17 protein-coding genes are annotated in these 18,581 nt (G+C 69.7%); 9 read left to right on the top strand and 8 right to left on the bottom strand.

From position 1 onward, the window contains the following. Positions 1–66: 66 nt before the first annotated feature. The 5 genes from def (at position 67) to AC3WQA_RS10865 (ending at position 5,990) form a co-directional block, all read left to right on the top strand. Complete coding sequence (gene def, locus AC3WQA_RS10885) at positions 67–576, top strand: peptide deformylase (protein ID WP_492675071.1); 510 nt, start codon at positions 67–69, stop codon at positions 574–576. Beyond that, a complete protein-coding gene (gene fmt / locus AC3WQA_RS10880) occupies positions 573–1,544 on the top strand; it encodes a methionyl-tRNA formyltransferase (protein WP_492675070.1) in 972 nt (323 codons plus the stop codon). The genes def and fmt overlap by 4 nt, the downstream gene beginning before the upstream one ends. A gap of 220 nt (positions 1,545–1,764) precedes the next feature. Further along, positions 1,765–3,060 carry a 16S rRNA (cytosine(967)-C(5))-methyltransferase RsmB gene (rsmB, locus tag AC3WQA_RS10875; protein WP_492675069.1) on the top strand — a complete coding sequence of 432 codons (1,296 nt, stop codon included), beginning with the start codon at positions 1,765–1,767 and terminating at the stop codon, positions 3,058–3,060. A 195-nt stretch (positions 3,061–3,255) separates the two neighbouring features. Continuing rightward, positions 3,256–5,028 carry an ArnT family glycosyltransferase gene (locus AC3WQA_RS10870; protein WP_492675068.1) on the top strand — a complete coding sequence of 591 codons (1,773 nt, stop codon included), beginning with the start codon at positions 3,256–3,258 and terminating at the stop codon, positions 5,026–5,028. Beyond that, positions 5,025–5,990, top strand: coding sequence for a glycosyltransferase (locus tag AC3WQA_RS10865; protein ID WP_492675067.1), 966 nt, complete (start codon positions 5,025–5,027; stop codon positions 5,988–5,990). Before AC3WQA_RS10870 ends, AC3WQA_RS10865 begins: the two co-directional genes overlap by 4 nt. Here AC3WQA_RS10865 and AC3WQA_RS10860 read toward each other — a convergent pair. Genes AC3WQA_RS10860 through AC3WQA_RS10845 form a run of 4 tightly spaced genes read right to left on the bottom strand, consistent with a single transcriptional unit; the run spans position 5,987 to position 9,906 of the window. Next, the gene (locus AC3WQA_RS10860) at positions 5,987–6,829 is read right to left on the bottom strand and encodes a glycosyltransferase family 2 protein (protein ID WP_492675066.1); all 843 of its coding nucleotides are present in this window, start codon (positions 6,827–6,829) and stop codon (positions 5,987–5,989) included. The two genes, AC3WQA_RS10865 and AC3WQA_RS10860, sit on opposite strands and share 4 nt — an antisense overlap. Positions 6,830–6,836: 7 nt before the next feature. Beyond that, entirely contained in the window at positions 6,837–7,751 is a 915-nt protein-coding gene (locus AC3WQA_RS10855; protein ID WP_492675065.1) for a glycosyltransferase family 2 protein, read from the bottom strand. A 1-nt stretch (position 7,752) separates the two neighbouring features. Then, positions 7,753–8,691 carry a UDP-glucuronic acid decarboxylase family protein gene (locus AC3WQA_RS10850; protein ID WP_492675064.1) on the bottom strand — a complete coding sequence of 313 codons (939 nt, stop codon included), beginning with the start codon at positions 8,689–8,691 and terminating at the stop codon, positions 7,753–7,755. 27 nt (positions 8,692–8,718) lie between these two features. Further along, complete coding sequence (locus AC3WQA_RS10845) at positions 8,719–9,906, bottom strand: O-antigen ligase family protein (RefSeq protein WP_492675063.1); 1,188 nt, start codon at positions 9,904–9,906, stop codon at positions 8,719–8,721. Positions 9,907–10,114: 208 nt separating this feature from the next. Between AC3WQA_RS10845 and AC3WQA_RS10840 the strand changes: the two genes are divergently transcribed. The 4 genes from AC3WQA_RS10840 to AC3WQA_RS10825 all read left to right on the top strand — a co-directional run bounded on the left by AC3WQA_RS10840 (position 10,115) and on the right by AC3WQA_RS10825 (position 14,316). After that, on the top strand, positions 10,115–10,930 hold the full coding sequence (locus AC3WQA_RS10840; RefSeq protein ID WP_492675062.1) for a glycosyltransferase family 2 protein: 816 nt from the start codon (positions 10,115–10,117) through the stop codon (positions 10,928–10,930). Positions 10,931–11,071: 141 nt separating this feature from the next. Beyond that, positions 11,072–12,106, top strand: coding sequence for a CDP-glycerol glycerophosphotransferase family protein (locus AC3WQA_RS10835; protein ID WP_492675061.1), 1,035 nt, complete (start codon positions 11,072–11,074; stop codon positions 12,104–12,106). 156 nt (positions 12,107–12,262) lie between these two features. Beyond that, positions 12,263–13,987 (top strand): ArnT family glycosyltransferase, encoded by a 1,725-nt coding sequence (locus AC3WQA_RS10830; protein WP_492675060.1) that lies wholly within the window; start codon positions 12,263–12,265, stop codon positions 13,985–13,987. Further along, positions 13,984–14,316, top strand: a complete 333-nt coding sequence (locus AC3WQA_RS10825) for a hypothetical protein (protein ID WP_492675059.1) — start codon at positions 13,984–13,986, stop codon at positions 14,314–14,316. Before AC3WQA_RS10830 ends, AC3WQA_RS10825 begins: the two co-directional genes overlap by 4 nt. Positions 14,317–14,376: 60 nt before the next feature. Here the strand turns inward: AC3WQA_RS10825 and ntrC are convergent, their stop codons facing one another. The 4 genes from ntrC to dmeF form a co-directional block, all read right to left on the bottom strand. Then, positions 14,377–15,756, bottom strand: coding sequence for a nitrogen regulation protein NR(I) (gene ntrC, locus AC3WQA_RS10820; RefSeq protein ID WP_492675058.1), 1,380 nt, complete (start codon positions 15,754–15,756; stop codon positions 14,377–14,379). Next, on the bottom strand, positions 15,749–16,759 hold the full coding sequence (locus tag AC3WQA_RS10815) for a two-component system sensor histidine kinase NtrB (RefSeq protein ID WP_492675057.1): 1,011 nt from the start codon (positions 16,757–16,759) through the stop codon (positions 15,749–15,751). The genes ntrC and AC3WQA_RS10815 overlap by 8 nt, the downstream gene beginning before the upstream one ends. 184 nt (positions 16,760–16,943) lie before the next feature. Beyond that, positions 16,944–17,561 carry a cation efflux transmembrane domain-containing protein gene (locus tag AC3WQA_RS10810; protein ID WP_492675056.1) on the bottom strand — a complete coding sequence of 206 codons (618 nt, stop codon included), beginning with the start codon at positions 17,559–17,561 and terminating at the stop codon, positions 16,944–16,946. Continuing rightward, a complete protein-coding gene (gene dmeF / locus AC3WQA_RS10805) occupies positions 17,558–18,499 on the bottom strand; it encodes a CDF family Co(II)/Ni(II) efflux transporter DmeF (RefSeq protein ID WP_492676347.1) in 942 nt (313 codons plus the stop codon). The genes AC3WQA_RS10810 and dmeF overlap by 4 nt, the downstream gene beginning before the upstream one ends. Positions 18,500–18,581: the final 82 nt, after the last annotated feature.

Raw genomic sequence — 18,581 nt, 5'->3', positions numbered from 1 at the left:
GCAATCGGGCGCGGTTCGCAAAATCCGTGGCCATCGCCGCGGCAGGCAGCGTACTACAATGGGCACATGGCTACGCTCGATATCCTCGAATTTCCCGACCCCCGCCTGCGCACCAAGGCGACAGCCGTTGCCGTGTTCGACGAGCGGCTCCGGCAATTCGTCGCCGACCTGTTTGAAACCATGTATGCCGCCAACGGTGTGGGCCTGGCCGCCACCCAGGTCAACGTGCACCAGCAAGTGCTGGTGATCGACATGAGCGAGGAGCGCGACCAGCCGCTGGTACTCATCAACGCCGAGATCCTCGAAGAGGACGGCGCCCAGGTCTATCAGGAGGGTTGCCTCTCCTTCCCGGGCATCTATGCCGATGTCACCCGTGCTCTGAAGGTGAAGGTCAAGGCTCGCGACGTGGACGGCAAGGAATTCACCTACGAGGCCGAAGGCCCGCTGGCGGTGGCCGTGCAGCACGAGATGGACCATCTGGCCGGCAAGGTGTTCGTGGACTACCTCTCGCCGCTGAAGCGCTCGCTGCTGCTCAAGCGCCTGGAAAAGCACCGCAAGCAGGCGGCCGGCGCTTGAGCGCGTCGCCCCTGCGGGTCGTCTTCGCCGGCACCCCGGAATTCGCCGTCCCCTGCCTGGCCGCCTGCCGCGCCAGCGGCGCCGAGGTGGTGGCCGTCTACACCCAGCCCGACCGTCCCGCCGGCCGCGGCCGCAAGCTGGCGCCCAGCCCGGTGAAGCAGGCCGCGCTCGCCGCCGGCATCGCGGTCGAGCAGCCGGAGACGCTGAAAACGCCCGCAGCGCAGGCCGCGCTTGCCGCCTACCGCCCCGACCTGCTGGTGGTGGTGGCCTACGGCCTGATCCTGCCACGCAAGGTGCTGGCGATCCCGCGCCTGGGCTGCTGGAACGTGCACGCCAGCCTGCTGCCGCGCTGGCGCGGCGCCGCGCCGATCCAGCGCGCCATCCTTGCCGGCGACACCGAAACCGGCGTGGCTCTCATGCAGATGGAAGCCGGCCTGGACACCGGCCCGGTACTGCTGGAAAAGCGCACGGCCATCACGGGCGAGGACACCGGGGGCTCGCTGCACGACCGCCTCGCCGCACTGGGCGCCGCAGCGCTGGCCGAGGGTCTGCGCCGCACGCTTGCCGGCGAGACGCTGGTCGCCACGCCACAGGCCACCGACGGCGTGGCCTACGCGCACAAGCTGGACAAGGCCGAGGCGCGCCTCGACTTCAGCCGTCCCGCCATCGAACTGGCACGCCAGGTGCGCGCCTTCGACCCATGGCCCGGCAGCGACGCCGAGATCGCTGGCGAGGCGCTGCGCATCTGGGCCGCACATGCACTCGACCTCGCCCATGAAGCGGCATCGGGCAGTGTGCTCGGCGCCGGCCGCGAGGGCATCGCCATCGCCTGCGGTTCGGGCGTGCTGCGCGTGACTGCCGTGCAGCGCGCCGGCGGCAAGCGCATCTCCGCTGCCGACTATCTCAATGCGCGGCCCGAGCTGCGGCGGCCTGGCCCCCTCACCCCTTCGGGGAGAGGGCTGGGGTGAGGGGCGGGTGCTCGCGATGGATTACCCATTTGCCGTCTTGATGCATGAAAGCGGTTTCGAGCTTCCGAAGGACGCTCGAAACCGCTTTGGTGCCGCGATAGCGAGCAAAGCCAATCCCCCTCACCCCAACCCTCTTCCCCAACGATGAAGCCGTTGGGGGAGAGGAAGTTGATCCGTCCCAGCTCGCGCTTCGACGTTGAGCCGCCGCAGGCCCCACTCCATGAATGACACCCGCGCCCTCGCCGCCAAAGCCCTCACCGAGGTGGCCCTGAAAGGCGTCTCGCTGCGCGAGGCGATGGATCGCCATGCGGCGAAAATCTCCGACCCACGCGATCGCGCCCTGCTGATGGCGCTGCTCAGCGACGGCGCGCGCTGGTGGCCGCGCTACGACGCCGCGCTGGAACGCCTGCTCGACCAGCCGCTGCGCAAGAAGGCACCGGTGGTGCACGCGCTGCTGGTGCTCGGCTTGGTGCAACTGGAGGTGCTGGAGCTGGCCGACTACGCCGCCGTGGCGGCCACGGTGGAGGCCGTGCGCGCGCTGCACCGGCCGCAGTTTGCCGGCCTGGTGAACGCCGTGTTGCGGCGCTGGCAGCGCGAGCGTGCCACACATCTGGCAGCGCTGGATGCGCAACCGGAAACCCGCCACGCCCACCCACGCTGGCTGGCGCAGGCCATCGCGCACGACTGGCCGGCACAGGCCGAGGCCGTACTCGCGGCGAACAACCGCGAACCGCCCTTGATGCTGCGCGTCAATCGTCGCCGCACCACGCGCGCGGCGCTGCTCGAACAACTGCGCGCGGACGGCCAGACGGCCGCACCGCACGATTGGCTGATCGACGCCATCGTGCTGCCGCACAGCACCGACGTCACCCGCCTGCCCGGCTTCGACGACGGCGCCTTCGCGGTGCAGGACGGCGCCGCGCAGATCGCCGCCACGCTGGCCGACGTGCACGACGGCCAGCGCGTGCTCGATGCCTGCGCCGCCCCCGGCGGCAAGGCCTGCCATCTGGTGGAACGCGCCGACATCGAACTCACCGCGCTGGAGTTCGACCCCAAGCGCGCCGACCGCATCCGCGACAACCTGCGCCGCCTGCGCCTGGACGCGCGGCTCGTGGTCGGCGATGCCGGCGCGCCCAAGGCTTGGTGGAACCGCCAGCCGTTCGACCGCATCCTGCTCGATGCGCCGTGCTCGGCCACTGGCGTACTGCGCCGCCGCCCCGACGTGCGCCTGCACCGCCGCGCCAGCGACATCGCCGCGATGACCGCGCAGCAGGCGCGCCTGCTCGCCGCGCTGTGGCCGCTGCTGGCGCCGGGCGGGCGGCTGGTCTACATCACCTGCTCGCTGCTGCGCGTGGAGAACGAGGGCGTGGTGGCGCCCTTCCTCGCCGCGCACGCCGATGCCCACGCTGCGCCGTTCACCCTGCCGGTGGGGCAGGCCGCCAAGGTGGGCTGGCAGGTGCTGCCCGGCGATGGCGACTTGGACGGCATGTACTATGCGGTGCTCGAAAAGCGCTGACTGCCGGAAGCTGCATGATTATCCCCTCCCCCACATGCGGGGGAGGGTGCCGAAGGCGGGAGAGGGGCGCGGCGCGGCCGCGCTGCTTTCAGGCTTTCGGTTCGTCGAAAAGCGCCCTCTCCAGCCCTGCGGGCAGCCTCTCCCGCGAGCGGGAGAGGCGAAAGTCCAAAACCTTCGCCGGCCCTGAACCACGCCATGTTTTCCATCGCCAAAGCCACCCCGCAGGAACGCCGCGATTTCTGGCTGCTGCTCGCCATCGCGCTGGTGATACTCGGCGCCGGCATCGGCCTGCGCGATCCCTGGCCCTCGGACGAGCCGCGCTTCGCGCTGGCGGCGAAGCAGATGGTGGAAAGCGGACACTGGCTGTTCCCGCATCGCGGCAGCGAGCTGTACGCCGACAAGCCACCGATGCTGATGTGGCTGCAGGCCGCCAGCTTCGAGCTGGTGCGCTGGTGGCGCCTCGCCTTCATGCTGCCCTCGCTGCTGGCCGGCCTGGGCACGCTGGTGCTGGTGTACGACCTCGGCCGGCGGCTGTGGAATCGCCGCACCGGTCTGTACGCCACGGGCGGCCTGCTGCTGGCCTTCCAGTTCGTCTACCAGAGCCAGCGCGCACAGATCGACCCGCTGGTGGTGTTCTTCATCACCGCCGCGAACTGGGGCCTGCTGCGCCATCTGCTGGCGCCGCCCGACGGCGGCAGGTCGGCGAACTGGCCGCTGTACTGGCTGGGCTGCTTTTGCGCGGGGCTGGGCGTCATCACCAAGGGCGTGGGCTTCCTCGCACTGCTGATGCTGATTCCCTACGCCTGGGCAGCATGGCGCGGCTGGAGTGGTGTGGCGCGACCGGGTCGCGGCGCGTGGTGGCGCTGGTGGCTGGGCCTTGCCGCCACGCTGGCGGCGATCGCGCTGTGGCTGCTGCCGATGCTGCTGGTGGCGCACGCTCGCGACACCGACCCGGCCTATGCCGCCTACGTGCACGACATCCTGTTCAAGCAGACCGCGAAGCGCTATGCCGAGGCCTGGCACCACCTCCATCCATGGTGGTACTACCTGCCCATCGTGCTGTTCAGCTGGTTGCCGTTCTCGCTGCTGTATCCCGGTTGCCTGCCGCGCTGGCGCAACGCGATCAAGGCGCGCGACGCGCGCGTGCTGCTGCCGCTGGGCTGGGTGGTGCTGGTGCTGCTGTTCTTCAGCGTCTCCAAGGGCAAGCGCGACGTCTACATCCTGCCCGCCCTGCCGATGCTGGCGCTGGCCTGCGCGCCCTTCGTGAACGAGCTGCTGCCCAGGCGCGGACTGCGCGCGGCGGGCCTGGCTTTCATTGCGCTGCTCGGCGTGCTGATGCTGGGTGCCGGCGGTTACGCCCTGCTGGCGCACGCACCGAAGGTGGCGCAATTCGCCGCCGAGCGCGGCCTCGCCAACGGTGGCGCGGCGCTGTGGTGGATGTGCGTGACGCTGGGCGTGGTGCAGCTCGCACTGGTCGCCACGCTGCGCCTGCGCCGCGCCTTGCTCGCGGTCTGCGGCGGCATGGCGGCGCTGTGGCTGGCGTGGGGTTTGTGGGCGGTGCCGCTGCTCAACCCATCCAGTTCCGCCTCCGCGCTGATGGCCGAAGTGCGCGGTCACCTCGGCCCGCACGACGAGGTCGGCCTGGTCGCCTGGGTCGAGCAGAACCTGCTGATGCTGGATCACCCCGCCGCCGATTTCGGCTTCAAGCAGCCTTCACACACGCAATTCGCCCGCGCCGTGCAGTGGCAGGCCGAGGCGCCGGCCACGCGCTGGCTGTTCGTGCAGCAACCGGCCATGGGCGCCTGCGTGGATCGCACCAGGGCGATCTACCTCGGCCACGCCAACCAGCGCGACTGGTGGATGTTCAAGGCCGACGCGGTGGTGCCGGGCTGCCTGCCCGGTGCGGCCACGGACACCGGCCCCGACGACGACACCGCCGGCGACGCCAGCCAGCCGGCCCGGCCATGAGCGCACCACCGCGTATCCAGCTGCTGGCGCGTGACAACGGCGCCGGGCTTACGCGCGACATGGCGCTGCTCGCTGCCGCCTTGTCCGCGGACGGCAGCGCGGTGCGCACGGCAGCGCTGCCGCATCGTGGCCGCCTCGCCGAGTGGCTGACGCGACTGCGCCTCGCCGGCAGCTCGCCGCTGTTCGACCTGAACCTGATGCTGGAGCGCGTGCGGCCGGAATTCGCGCGGACGGCCGCGCGCAACGTGCTGCTGCCCAACCCCGAATACTTTCGCGCGCAGGATCGCGCCGCCCTGGACTGCATCGACGAGGTCTGGGCCAAGACCCGCCATGCCGAACGCCTGTTCGCGGCGCTGGGCAAGCCCGTGCGCCATATCGGCTTCGCCAGCCCCGACCGCCGCGATGCCGGCGTGCCGCGCCAGCACGCCTTTTTCCACGGCCCCGGCCGCAGCGCCAACAAGGGCACCGCCGCGCTGCTGAAGCTGTGGGCGGCGCACCCCGAATGGCCCGTACTCACCGTGGCGTGGCGGCGCAAGCACGTGGAACTGGGCGCGCTGCCGGCCAACGTGCGGCTGATCCGCGAGCATCTGGACGACGCCGCCTACCGCCGCCTGCAGAACGCGCACCGCTTCCACCTGTGCCCCTCGCAGACCGAAGGCTACGGCCATTACCTGGTCGAGGCGATGAGCTGCGGCGCCGTGGTGGTGACGCTGGACGCCGAGCCGATGCACGAGCTGGTGAACGCCGAGCGTGGCGTGCTGGTACCCGCGCAGGTCACCGGCAGGCAGGATCTGGCCACGCTGTACGGCTTCCACGACGAAGACATGGCGCGTGCCATCGAGCGCTGCGTGGCGATGTCCGAAACCGAGGCGGCCGCGCTGGGCACTGCGGCGCGGGCCTGGTACGAGGCCGAGCGCGCGGCGTTTCCGGCGCGGTTGCGCGCCGCTCTGGAAGCCGTCTAGCCGTCCAGACGTCCCGCAGGGAACTCCGCGAGGTGGCCGTCGATGCCGCGCTCGCAGCGCACGATGCCTTCGGTGCGGGTGGCGTGGAACAGGCGGTTGTTCGGCAGACTGAGGTCGTCCACATCGGGCTGGGCGCGCGAGGCGTGCCACAGGTGCACCGCCAGCGCGGCCCACTTCAGCGCGCGGCGGCGCAGGCCGGCGTTCTCCAACCGCGCCACCAGTTCGCGATCCTCGGCGCCGTAGCCTTCCATGCGCTCGTCGAAGCCGTTGACGCGCAGCAGGTCGTCGCGCCAGAAGCTCATGTTGCAGCTCATCACCCGGCCACCGTTGCGCGAGCGCGATTTCCAGCGCGCCAGCTGCGGCTGGCGGAAGGCGTACAGGCGCTTGCTGCCGTCGAACTCGTGGAAGTCTGCGCGCGACCACGGCGCGAATACCGGCACGCCGCCCGCCAGCAGGCGCGCGGATTCCTCGCGCGTGGCCTTGATCCGCCCCCCCTGCAGGAAGAAGCCGCGCTCGGCCAACATCAAGTGATCGGCGATGAAATACGGATGCAGCAGCATGTCGCCGTCGAGCAGGAGCACGTAGTCGCCGCAGCTGGCGGCGATGCCGCGGTTGCGCGCGCGCGCGGCGCGGAAGCCGCGATCCTCGTGCCATACATGGCGCAGCGGCACCGGGTAGTCGCGTGCCATGCGTTCGATGAGCGCGCGCGTCGGCGCGCCCGAACCGTCGTCGGCCACGATCACCTCGTCGGGCAGGCGCGTCTGCGCGGCGAGACTGGCCAGCACGCGCGCCAGCGCCTCCGGCCAGTTGTAGGTGAGTACGACGACACTGGCCTTCATGCCGGCATCAACGCCCGCGCAGGCCGCGACGGAGGATGGACAGCGCGCGCTCCAACCGCCGCCACCATGGCGAAGGGCCACGCAGCGCGATGCCGGCGTAGCGGCGAGCCTCGGCCCAGTCGGGGCGTTCGCGGGTCTTGAACTCGGCGCGCGCCAGATCGAGCGCGTGCGCATCGAGGTGCATGCGCTGCGCGTAGAAGTTGATCAGGCAGCGCGAGCGGAACTGCGCGGGAAACTCGCGCATGCGCGCCTGCTCGTGCCACCAGCCGTTGCGGCCATGGATGCGGTAGTCGACGTTGCCGGTGGGCAGGAAATACTTGCGTGAGCCAAGGATGCTGGCGCCGAACACCAGGCAGTTGTCGGCGCTGATGCGCCAGTTCGCGGTGAACTCCAGCGGCAGGTCGAGCACGCGCTCGGCCAGCTTCCTGCGCAGCGCCAGCGCCGAGGTGGGCGCGCCGTACCAGCGCGCGTACACCCAGGTGCCGAGCACGGTGTGGCCGAGGTCCATGGCCTCCTTCGCATAAGCCTGCATGCCCGACTCGTTGCCGACCAGGCGCACGTCGGAGAACACGAAGTCGATCTCCCTGCGCGTGGCGAACACCTCGCCGAGCTGGCGCAGGTAGTCCAGCCCCCAGTGGTCGTCGGCGTCGAGGAAGCACACGATGTCGCCGCGGGCCACAGCGAGCCCGCGCTGGAACGCGGCGAGCTGGCCGCCGTTCTCTCCACACAGCAGCTTCACCCGCGGGTCGTGGCCGTAGCGTTCGCGCAGGTAGTCGGGCGAGCCGTCGGTGGAACCGTCGTCCACCACGATCACTTCCAGCGGCGCGTGGCGCTGCGCCAGCGCGCCGTCCACCGCCTCGGCCACGAAGTCGCGGTAGTTGTAGTTGGTGACGACGACCGAGAACGCGGGCGCGACGTCCACCTCAGACCTCCAGCAGCCGACGGAAGTAGCCGATGGTTTCCTTGAGGCCGTCTTCCAGCGCCACCTTCGGCTGCCAGCCCAGTTTCTCCTGCGCCAGCGCGATGTCGGGCTTGCGCTGGCGCGGGTCGTCGGCGGGCAGCGGGCGGAACACCAGCTTCGAGCGGCCACCGACCAGCGCCAGCACCAGCTCGGCCAGCTGCAGCATGCTGAACTCGCCGGGATTGCCGATGTTCACCGGCCCGGTGAAACCGCGCGGCGATTCCATCATGCGCACAAAGGCCTCGATCAGGTCGTCCACGTAGCAGAAGCTGCGCGTCTGGCTGCCGTCGCCGTAGATGGTGATGTCCTCGCCCTTCAGCGCCTGCACGATAAAGTTGCTCACCACGCGGCCGTCGTTGGGATGCATGCGCGGGCCGTAGGTGTTGAAGATGCGCACCACCTTGATGTCCAGATCGTGCTGGCGGTGGTAGTCGAAGAACAGCGTTTCGGCGCAGCGCTTGCCCTCGTCGTAGCAGCTGCGAAAGCCGATCGGGTTGACCCGGCCCCAGTACTCCTCGCGCTGCGGATGCACCTCGGGGTCGCCATACACCTCGCTGGTGGAGGCTTGCAGGATACGCGCCTTCACCCGCTTGGCGAGGCCCAGCATGTTGATCGCCCCGTGCACGCTGGTCTTGGTGGTCTGCACCGGGTCGTGCTGGTAGTGCACCGGCGAGGCCGGACAGGCCAGGTTGAAGATGCGCTCCACCTCCACGTACAGCGGGAAGGTGACGTCGTGGCGCAGCAGCTCGAAATACGGGTGGTCCAGCAGGTGCGCCACGTTGCGCTTGCTGCCGGTGAAGAAGTTGTCCACGCACAGCACGTCGTGACCGTCGGCCAGCAGGCGATCGCACAGGTGCGAGCCGAGGAAGCCGGCGCCGCCGGTGACCAATACCTTGTGCATCGTCTGTCGTTCCGCGAAGCGAGGCGGCTAGTGTAAGCGAGGCTCCTGCGCGGCAGCTCGTCGCGCGTCGAGCTCCAGCCACAAGGCCAGCGCCAGCGGCAACCACACCAGCAGCCAGCCGGGGCGCGGGCTGTTCAACAGTTGCGGCATGTCGAACTGCAGCACCACGCTGGCGTACAGCCACAGCGCCAGCACCAGGCGACCACTGCGGCGCGCCCGGTGCCGCCAACCCAGCCAGGCGACGCTGAACCACATCACCAGCAGCAGCAGCAGGCCCGGCAGCCCCAGCTCGATCAGGGTCTGGGTCAGCACATTGTGGCTGTGGGTGTAGCTTTCGCCTTCCACACGCAGGACGAAGGCCGAACCGATGCCCAGGCCGCGCCATGGGTGTTGGGCAATCAGGTGCATGGACTGCACGAACAACTCCGGCCGCAACGAGGTGCCGCGCCCAACCAGCGCCGCTGCCGGCCATCGCAGGCAGGCCAGCAGCAGCAGCAGTGTGCCACCCGCCAACCAGCGCGCCGCCCGGCCGCCCCACCAGAGCGGGGCGGACAAGACGCACGCCGCCAACGCCAGCCACACGCTGCGCGAACCGGTCAGCGCGACGAAGACCAGCAACGCGGTCACGGCCAGCCAGCGCAGCGCCGCAACGCGGCTGCCGGCACCCGGCAACAGGCAAAGCCACAGGCAGGCCGCCCCCATCACGGCGGCGGCATAGTTCGCGGTGGCGGTAACCCCGTCGGCCACCATGCGGCCATCCGCCGGCGGGCGCCACACATAGCCCACGTCGTGAAACGCCGCGAACAGCGCCAGGCCCAGGCCGCCCAGCCACAGCAGGCGCTGGCCGCCGCGCTCATCCTCAGCAAGGCAAAGCGGCCAGGCCAACACGAACATCAACACGCTGAGCAACCGGCTGAAGGCATCGCCCGGATGCGTGTCCGCCCCCCAGCACAGGCTCAAGGCGGCCCAGGCCAACAGCGCCAGGAACCAACGGAAAGCCGGCAAGGGCCACAGCTCCCGCCAGAGGGCCGCCCGCCCACCGAGCGCCAGCCCGAAAGCCGGCAAGTACAACAGGACGATCAGGCTGGCCTGATACAGCTTGCCGGGGTTGAACGACACCCCGGCCGGCATCGCCACCAGCCCCAGCATCATCCACACGACGCCTGCGCCCAACACCCCGCGCCAGAACGCGCGGCGCCGCCAAAACCATGGCATGGCGGTTTCATCCAGGCTGTCGACCAACCCATTCCGCAGGGGCAAGGTTGGATGGTATTGGCGATCCATGGGTTCCTTAGCTGATGGCGGCCACCGCCACCTCGTGCCTTCGAGCGACATCGGATGCAACAGGAACGGCAAGGCTGCTTCGAATCGGCATGTTGCCTGCCGCCGGCTGAAAGCCAGCCTACCGGCTAGAATCCGCCACATGCCCACCCTACCCCTCACCCTCGCCATCATCGCCCGCAACGAGGCGGCCGTGATTGCGCGCTGCCTGGACAGCGTACCGTTCGCGGCCGAGAAATTGGTGGTGGATTCGGGCTCGACCGACGCCACCGTAGCGGTCGCGCTGGCGCATGGCGCGCGCGTGGTGCAGCAGGATTGGCTGGGCTTCGGGCCGCAACGCAACTTCGCCAGCACGCAGTGCAGCCACGACTGGATTCTGGTGCTGGATGCCGATGAATGGTTGTCGCCCAAGCTCGCCGCCGAGCTGGAGCGCACCTTGCCTGCCTTGATGGCCAGCGACGCGGCTGGCGCCAGCCTGCGTCGGCGCACCGTCTACATGGGCGCGCCGCTGCGCTGGTATCGGCCGGCGGTGGGCGAGAAGCTGGGGCGGCTGTACCACCGTGGCCGCGCGCGCTGGACGGATGCGCGGGTGCACGAGTCGCTGTGCTTCGACGGCCGCGCGCCGGTACTCAAGGCACCGTTCGAGCACGCCAACAACCCCACCCTGGTGCACAAGCAGCTGAAGGTGCTGCGCTACGCCGAGCTGAAGTGCCGCGACTGGCTGGACAAGCGTAAGCCGGTGCGGATGTGGCAGGCGCCGTTCGTGTACCTGCTGGCCTTCCTCAAGGACTACGTATTCCGGCTGGCCATGCTGGACGGCTGGCGCGGCTTCCTGATTGCGCAGACCGCGGCCAGCTACGCGCTGTACAAGCGCATGCGCTATTACGAGATGGTGCGCAACCCCGCATCGGTGGACGCAGCGGCCGAGGCGCTGAACAAGCACCAGATCGATCACTGATGCTCAAAGCCCCTCGCCCACTTGCGGGAGAGGGGTTGGGGAGAGGGTAGCCCGACCTCGTCGCGAGCCCGTACCCTCTCCCCCAGCCCCTCTCCCGGAGGGAGAGGGGAGGAAACCCTGACCTCGCGAGACACTCTACCCATGCCCAAGCACTACCTACTCTACGGCTCCGAGCGCTACGCGCTGGCCATCCTGCGGCCGATCCAGGCGGCGATCCGCGCGCGCGGCGACGAGGCGGCCTGGTTCTTCGACGGCCCCGGCGCGGAGGATCTCGCCGCCGACGAGCGCCTGCTCACCGTCGCCGAAGTGCGCGCGTGGCAGCCGCTGGCGGTCATCACCTCGTCCAACGCCGTACCGCACTTCTTCCCCGGCGTGAAGGTGGAAACCTTCCACGGTTTCGACGCCGGCAAGCCGCGACACATCTACGTGCGCGGCTTCTTCGACCTGTACTGCACCACCGGCCCGCGCGACACCGCGCAGTTCCAGGCCATCGCCGACCAGCTCGGCCACTTCAGCGTGATCGAGACGGGCTTCCCCAAGATCGACCCGTTCATGCGCGAACTCGGTGGCGCTATTCCGCCCGTGCGCACGCCGCCGGTGATCCTCTACCACAGCACCTTCTCGCCCTCGTGGAGCGCGGCGGAAACCTTGTACGAGGAAGTGCAGCGGCTGTCGCGCGACGGCCGCTGGCGCTTCATCGTCAGCTTCCACCCGAAGATGAACCCGGCCACCGTGACGAAGTTCAAGGCGCTGCAGAACGAACACCTCAGCTTCGCCGAGAACGACAACATCCTGGAACTGTTCGGCCAGGTCGACATGATGTGCTCGGACACCAGCTCCGCGCTCAACGAGTTCCTGCTCACCGGCAAGCCCGTCGTCACCTTCAACAACCGCCGCCCCGGGCCGCAGCTGATCGACATCCACGACGCGAAGGATTTCGAGCCGGCGATCGAACGCGCGCTGAGCCGCCCGCCGGAGCTGATGGCGGCGATCCGCGCCTACGCCGACGCCATCCATCCCTATCGCGACGGCCGCTCCAGCGAGCGCATCCTGGACGCCATCGACAGCTTCATCGCCAAGGGCGGCAAAAACCGCCAGCCCAAGCCGTGGAACCTCTGGCGCAAGCTGAAGATCCGCCGCCGCATCGGCTACTGGGGCCCGGCGCGCTGGCGCTGAGGATGCGAGGTTCGAGGGAGCCTCCCGCTTGGCTCCCTCTCCCCCGGCGACTTCATCGTCGGGAGGACGGGCTGGGGTGAGGGGGCAAGCCCTTGCACCAGGATGCCGCTCTGCCCGGGCCGCTAGAATGCCCGCACCCCTGCCACGAGCCCGCCCGTGACCCTCACCCCCTACAGCCGCTCCGAACACCTGCGCTCGCTCTGGCCCTGGCTGCCGTTATGGACGGCGGTGGCGCTGGCAGCGATCTTCGCGCACGGCCCGATGCCGCTGTACTCCACCCGCACGCTGGCGGTGGCCTGGGAGATGTGGAACCAGCACCACTGGCTGGTGCCGTACATCAACGGGCAGCCGTACAGCGAGAAAGCACCACTGCTGTTCTGGCTGATCCACGCCGGCTGGTTCGCGTTCGGTGTGGGCGACGTCTGGCCGCGTGTGCTGGAAGTGGGCTTCGGCGCCGCCGAGCTGGTGCTGGTGTCGCTGCTGGCACGGCACCTGTTTCCGAACCGGCCGTGGATGGTCAAGGCCGCGCCGTGGGCACTGGCCGCGCTGTCGTTCGCCTTCCTGTTCGGCCTGCAGATCATGTACGACGTGCTGCTGGCGGTGTGGGCGCTGGCCGCGCTGCTGTGCCTGGTGCCCACCGCGCGCCACGCGGCGCCGCGCTGGTGGCTGTTTGGCCTGTGCCTCGGTTGCGGTCTGCTCACCAAGGGGCCGGTGATGCTGCTGCACATCGTGTTCCCCTGGCTGCTCGGCCCGCTGTGGAGCGACTGGGCGCGCGAACATCGCATGCGCTGGTACGGGCACGGCGTGCTGGCCATGTTGCTCGGCCTCGCCATGCTGCTGGCCTGGGCGCTGCCCGCCGGCCTGGCCGGCGGCGAGGCCTACATGCACCGCCTGTTCTTCAGCCAGACCGCCGCGCGGGTGATCCATGGCGTGCAGACCGCGCAGCCGTTGCAGAGTCATGCACGGCCCGTGCTGTGGTACGTGCCGATGCTGGCCGTGCTGCTGTTCCCCCTGATCGGCTGGCCGCGCGTCTGGCTGGCGCTGGCCACGCTGCGCCGCCCGCTGGAGCCGGGCCTGCGCTTTGCGCTGTGCTGGATCGGGCCAACCTTCCTGGTGTTTTCGCTGGTGCGCGGCAAGCAGCCTTATTACCTGCTGCCCGAGCTGGCCGGCGCCGTGCTGCTCTTGTGCGGCGCCGTCGCCGTGCTGCGCGAGCGCCGACCACTACTCGCCGGCAACGCCTGGCTGGGCACCTGGCCGCTGGGCGTGGGCGGCGTGCTGTTCGCCTTGCTGCTGCTGGCGCTGCCCAACCTGGTGGACAGCCACCAGTTGCACGGCGCCTGGGTGGAAACCAGCGCGCCGTACAGCCGCTATTTCGCGGTGATCTTCCTGCTGCTGGGCGCGCTGCTGTTCCTGCGCGGGCGCGGTGAGCTGCGCCGGCTGGCGGTGGCCGGGTTGATCGGCACCTTCGCGCTCAATGCGCTGTTCACCCTCACGATGTGGCCACACTACCAACTGGCGCCCACCTCGCGCCTGCTGGGCGAGGCGCAACGGGCCGGCCACAGCGTCGGTTTCGTCGGCAACTACGAGGGCGAGTTCCATTTCCAGGGGCGCCTCACGCAGCCGCTGCGCGAGCTCTTCGACAACGCCTCCATCCAGGCCTTCGCCAAGGCGCACCCGCATGGCATGATCGTGGAACACCCCGAACGACTCGACCCCGCCGCGCTGCGCTACGCGCTCCTGGTACAGCCATTCCGTTCCTCGTGGATCGTGGTGTGGCCCGCCAGCACGCTGGCCGACCTGCGCGGCGGTACCACGCCGCAGGAGCCCGCACAGCCGCCGCAAGTCTACGGCGCCGACGGCCACGCCACCGTGCGGCCATGACCGCCGACGCGCGCGTCGCCAGCCTGCGCAAGCAATGCGACGGCCCACGTGACGGTGCGCTGCTGCGCTATGCGCTGGGCGCCGCCATGCTGGACGCGGACGCCGCCGCCGAGGCCTGCGTGGAATTGCGCCGCGCGGTGGCCTTCGACCCCGGCTACTCGGCCGCGTGGAAACTCCTGGGCAAGGCCTGCCTCGCCGCCGCCGACCCTGCCGGCGCGACGGCTGCATGGCGCCAGGGCATCGCCGTGGCGCAGGCACGCGGCGACGTGCAGGCGGCGAAGGAAATGACGGTGTTCTTGAACCGCATCAAACGCGACAACCGCGATTGAATCTTGCCCAAGCCCCTGTCCCGACCCGCTCCGCAGCGGGGAAAGCAGGGAAACACCGGCTCACCGCTTGCGCGTGCGTGACGCCCCCAGCTTGCGCGTGAGCGTGTTGCGGCCCACGCCCAGCGCCAGCGCCGCGTGCTGCCGGTGGCCGCCGTGCGCGGCCAGCGCCGCTTCCAGCAGCACGCGATCCAGCGCTTCGCGGGCGCGCTCGTGGATGGCAGCCTCGTGTTCGGCCAGCGCCTGCACGGCCCAGTCGCGCAGCGCGTCGGTCCAGTCGCCGCCGGCCTGCGCCGGCGCGGCGGCACCGAGGTCGGCGGGCAGGATTTCCGCGCCGGGCGCGATCACCGCGAGGCGACGGCAGAGGTTTTCCAGCTCGCGCACGTTGCCAGGGAAGTCGCGTTGCGCCAGCGCCTTCAGCGCGGCCTTGGCGTAGCGCTTGGGCGGCAGCTTGAGCTCCTGCGCGGCGGCGGCGAGGAAGTGCGCGGCCAGCAGCGGAATGTCCGCACGCCGCTCGCGCAGCGCGGGCAGCGCGATGCGCACCACGTCGAGGCGATGCTTGAGGTCGGCGCGGAACTGCCCGCTGGCCACACGCGCGTCGAGGTCCTGGTGGGTGGCGGCGACGATGCGCACGTTGCAGCGGATCAGCTCGCGCCCACCGACGCGGTAGAACTCGCCGCCGGCCAGCACGCGCAGCAGGCGCGTCTGCAGGATCAGCGGCATGTCGCCGATTTCGTCGAGGAACAGCGTGCCGCCTTCGGCCTGCTCGAAACGCCCGGCCACGCGCCGCTGCGCGCCGGTGAAGGCACCTGCCTCGTGGCCGAACAGCTCGCTCTCCAGCAGCTCCGCAGGAATCGCGGCGGTGTTGAGCGCCACGAAGGGCTGCTTGCGGCGCGCGCTTTCCTCGTGCAGCGCGCGCGCCACCAGCTCCTTGCCGGTGCCGGTTTCGCCGGTGATGAGCACGTTGAGGTCGCTGGCCGCGACACGGCCGATCAGGCGGAACACCTCGCGCATCGCCGCGCTCTCGCCCAGCAGCGCCGTGGTGAGTGGTGTCGGTACGGACGCCGGCGCGGCGGGCGCGGCGCCGTCGTGCAGGGCGCGCTGCACCGCCGCCACCGCCTGATCCAGATCGAAGGGTTTGGCGAGATAGTCCACCGCGCCGGCGCGATAGGCGGCCGCCGTGGTGGCCACGTCGGTGAACGCGCTCATCACGATCACCGGGCCGATGCCGCGCGCCTGCAACTCTTCCAGCAAGGCCAGGCCGCTGGCGCCGGGCATGCGCACGTCGGTGACCAGCAGCGCGGGCCGCTGCTTGCGCAGGGCGTCGCGCACGGCCTCGACGGCATCGAACTCGCGCACCGCGTGGCCGGCGTCGCGCAGCGCGGTGGCCAGTACCAGACGCACGCCGCGGTCGTCGTCGACGATCCAGATTTCGTCACGCATGCGCAGGCTCCAGCGGCAGGTACAGCGAGAACACGGTGTGGCCGGGCTCGCTCGCGCAGCGCAGCTCGCCGCCGTGTTCGCGGGCGATCTCGCGCGACAGCGCGAGGCCGAGGCCGGTGCCGTCGGCCCGACCGGACACCAGCGGTTCGAACAGGCTGTCGCGCAGTTCGGCGGGCACGCCCGGGCCGTCGTCGACCACGTCCACGCGCAGCGCAGCGCGCAACATACCCGCGCCGACGCGCACGCCGTGCTCGGCGCGCGTGCGCAAGGTGAGCGTGCGGGCGCCGGCTTCCACCGCGTTGCGCGCGAGGTTCAGCAACACCTGCAGCAGGCGGTCGGCGTCGCCGCGCACGTCGGGCAGACTGGGGTCGAAGTCGTGGCGCAGGCGCGGCGGCGCGGGTTCGGCCCGCAGCAGCTCGCTCAGGCGGTCGAGCAGCTGATGGATACCCACCGTGCCCAACCGCGTGGCGCCGTCGCGATGCAGCAGGCGGTTCGCCAGCGCGGCGAGGCGGTCGGCCTCGTCGATGATGAGGCCGGCCAGCGCCTGCAGTTCCGCGCCGTCGACGCGGCGTTGCAGCAGTTGCGCCGCACCGCGCAGGCCGGCCAGCGGGTTCTTCACCTCGTGCGCGAAGCCGCGCAGCGTGGCCGACAGCGGCGAGGCGGCCTCGACGCGCGGCACCAACGCGTGCACTTCGAGCAGCAGGCCGCCGTCGCCGGTCGCCTGGGCGCTGAGGTCGGCGCGCAGCGTGCGTTCGTCGAAGGCGGACAGCGCCACTTCGCGCAACTGCACCGGCTCGGCTTGCGCCTGCGCCAGGGCGAGCCCCGCCAACGCCGCCGGCTCGCGCAGCCACAGCGCCAGGGGCTGGCCGTGGGCGCTGCGCGCGCCACAAGCCAGGAGTTCGGCCAGGGCCGGATTCAGCCAGACGACGCGCAGGCCGGCATCGACCCGGGCCACTCCGGTCGCCAGCTGCTCCGCCCAGGCTTTTGCTGCATCGCCGCACATTGCACCATCATGGGCAATGTGCGTCGTTGGTGCAACGGCTTTGTTCCGAAGGCCGCGCCGATGCTCGCCAGTCCTTGCGTGTCGGCAGCAGCGTTTGGAAGGAACAGGGGTACGAGCTTTCGCTTGCATGCACCCCCTGCGCCGGACGAGCACAAGGAAATTTCGGAAAGGGCGCGCCTGAAGGTCAGCGGTGCGCTTCCGACAGGCGATGCTCCAATCGTGCGGCCCGCCATACGGCACGCGCGGCATCGACATTCATGACCATGATGCCGACGCCAGCAACAAGGTCTGGCCATATCGATCGCCACAGAACCGTTGCGCCACCGGCGGCAATGATGGCGATATTCGCAAATACGTCGTTGCGTGCCGATAGGAACGCCGCGCGCGTCAGGCTTCCCCGATGAAGGCGATGGCGCAAGAGCAACAACGCGCACGAAAAATTGATGGCCAGCGCTCCCAGTCCCGTCAGCGTGAGCGGCACCGGCGCAGGTACGACGGCAGCAGCCACCATGAGCTTGGTGGCGATGGACCACAGTGCTGCGAGCGCCGGGACGAGCAAAACCGTGGCCAGCAACATGCCGACGCGCGCACGCGCGCGTGCGCTCCATGAAAGAGCCGCCAGGATCAGCAGGTTGACGGATGCGTCCTCAAGAAAGTCGACGCTATCGGCAAACAACGACACGGAACCGATGTGGAGGGCGACGGCAAACTCGATGCCGAAATAGCCGAGATTGAGCCAGGCGACGGTGAGTACCGCTCGCCGAAACACCCGATTGGTCTCGTCACTGCCAGATGTGTTCAAGCGCAAGTGTCCATGGCAGGGTTACTGGCGTGGACTATCTCCACGGTGACGTGGACCAGTTCCTCGTGGATCGCCAAGTGATCGCGAACGACCGCGACCGTCAGCGGCTCGTGGCTCACCAAGCCGAGAATGCAGGCATAGCGACCCTTGCCGACGCGCCATACATGCAGGTCGCTGATCGCCGCGTGCGGAATCCACTCGTTCACCACATCGCGGATCTCCTGAACCAACGGCGCGTCCATGTCTGCATCCAGCAGGATGCGGCCCGACTGCTTGAGCAAGCTGAAGGCCCATTGGGCGACCAGCCCGGCGCCGACGATGCCCATGGCCGGATCCAGCCACCGGGCCCCGAAATACTTGCCACCCAACAGGGCCAGGATCGCCAGTACCGAGGTTGCCGCGTCGGCGATCACGTGCAGGTAGGCCGAGCGCAGGTTGATGTCCTGGTGATGGTGGCCGTGCCCGGTATGGCCGTGGTCATGGTCATGGTGATGCCCGTGGTCGTGCTGGTGGCCATCCTTGAGCAGCCAGGCACAGGACAGGTTGACGAGCAGGCCCACGACGGCAATGACGATCGCCTCGTCGTAGTGGATGGGCGCCGGCGCAAAAAGTCGCTCCAGCGACTGCACGAGCATCAGCACCGCCACGACGCCAAGCAGCAAGGCGCTGCTGTATCCACCCAGCACCTCGATCTTCCAGGTGCCAAAGGCAAACCGGGTGTCCGTGGTGAGATGCCTGGCCAGCACGTAGGCCCCGACTGAAAGCCCCAGTGCCATGGCATGCGAACTCATGTGCCAGCCGTCGGCCAGCAGGGCCATGGAATTGAGCGCATAGCCGCCGACGATTTCCACCACCATCATCACGGCGGTGATCACCACGGCCCGCAAGGTGTTCTTTTCCGCCAGGGGATTCCCTTCGTTGAAGCGATGAGGGTGCATGTAGGGCGACGGATCGGGGGTGTTCACGGACAAGCCCTAAACAAATGATATACCCCCCTATACTATAGAGATCAGCCGGAGG

Source organism: Rhodanobacter sp. FW106-PBR-R2A-2-24, assembly GCF_058789615.1.
The sequence above is the reverse complement of the archived record's forward strand: the minus strand, read 5'-3'. Positions and strand labels throughout refer to the sequence as shown.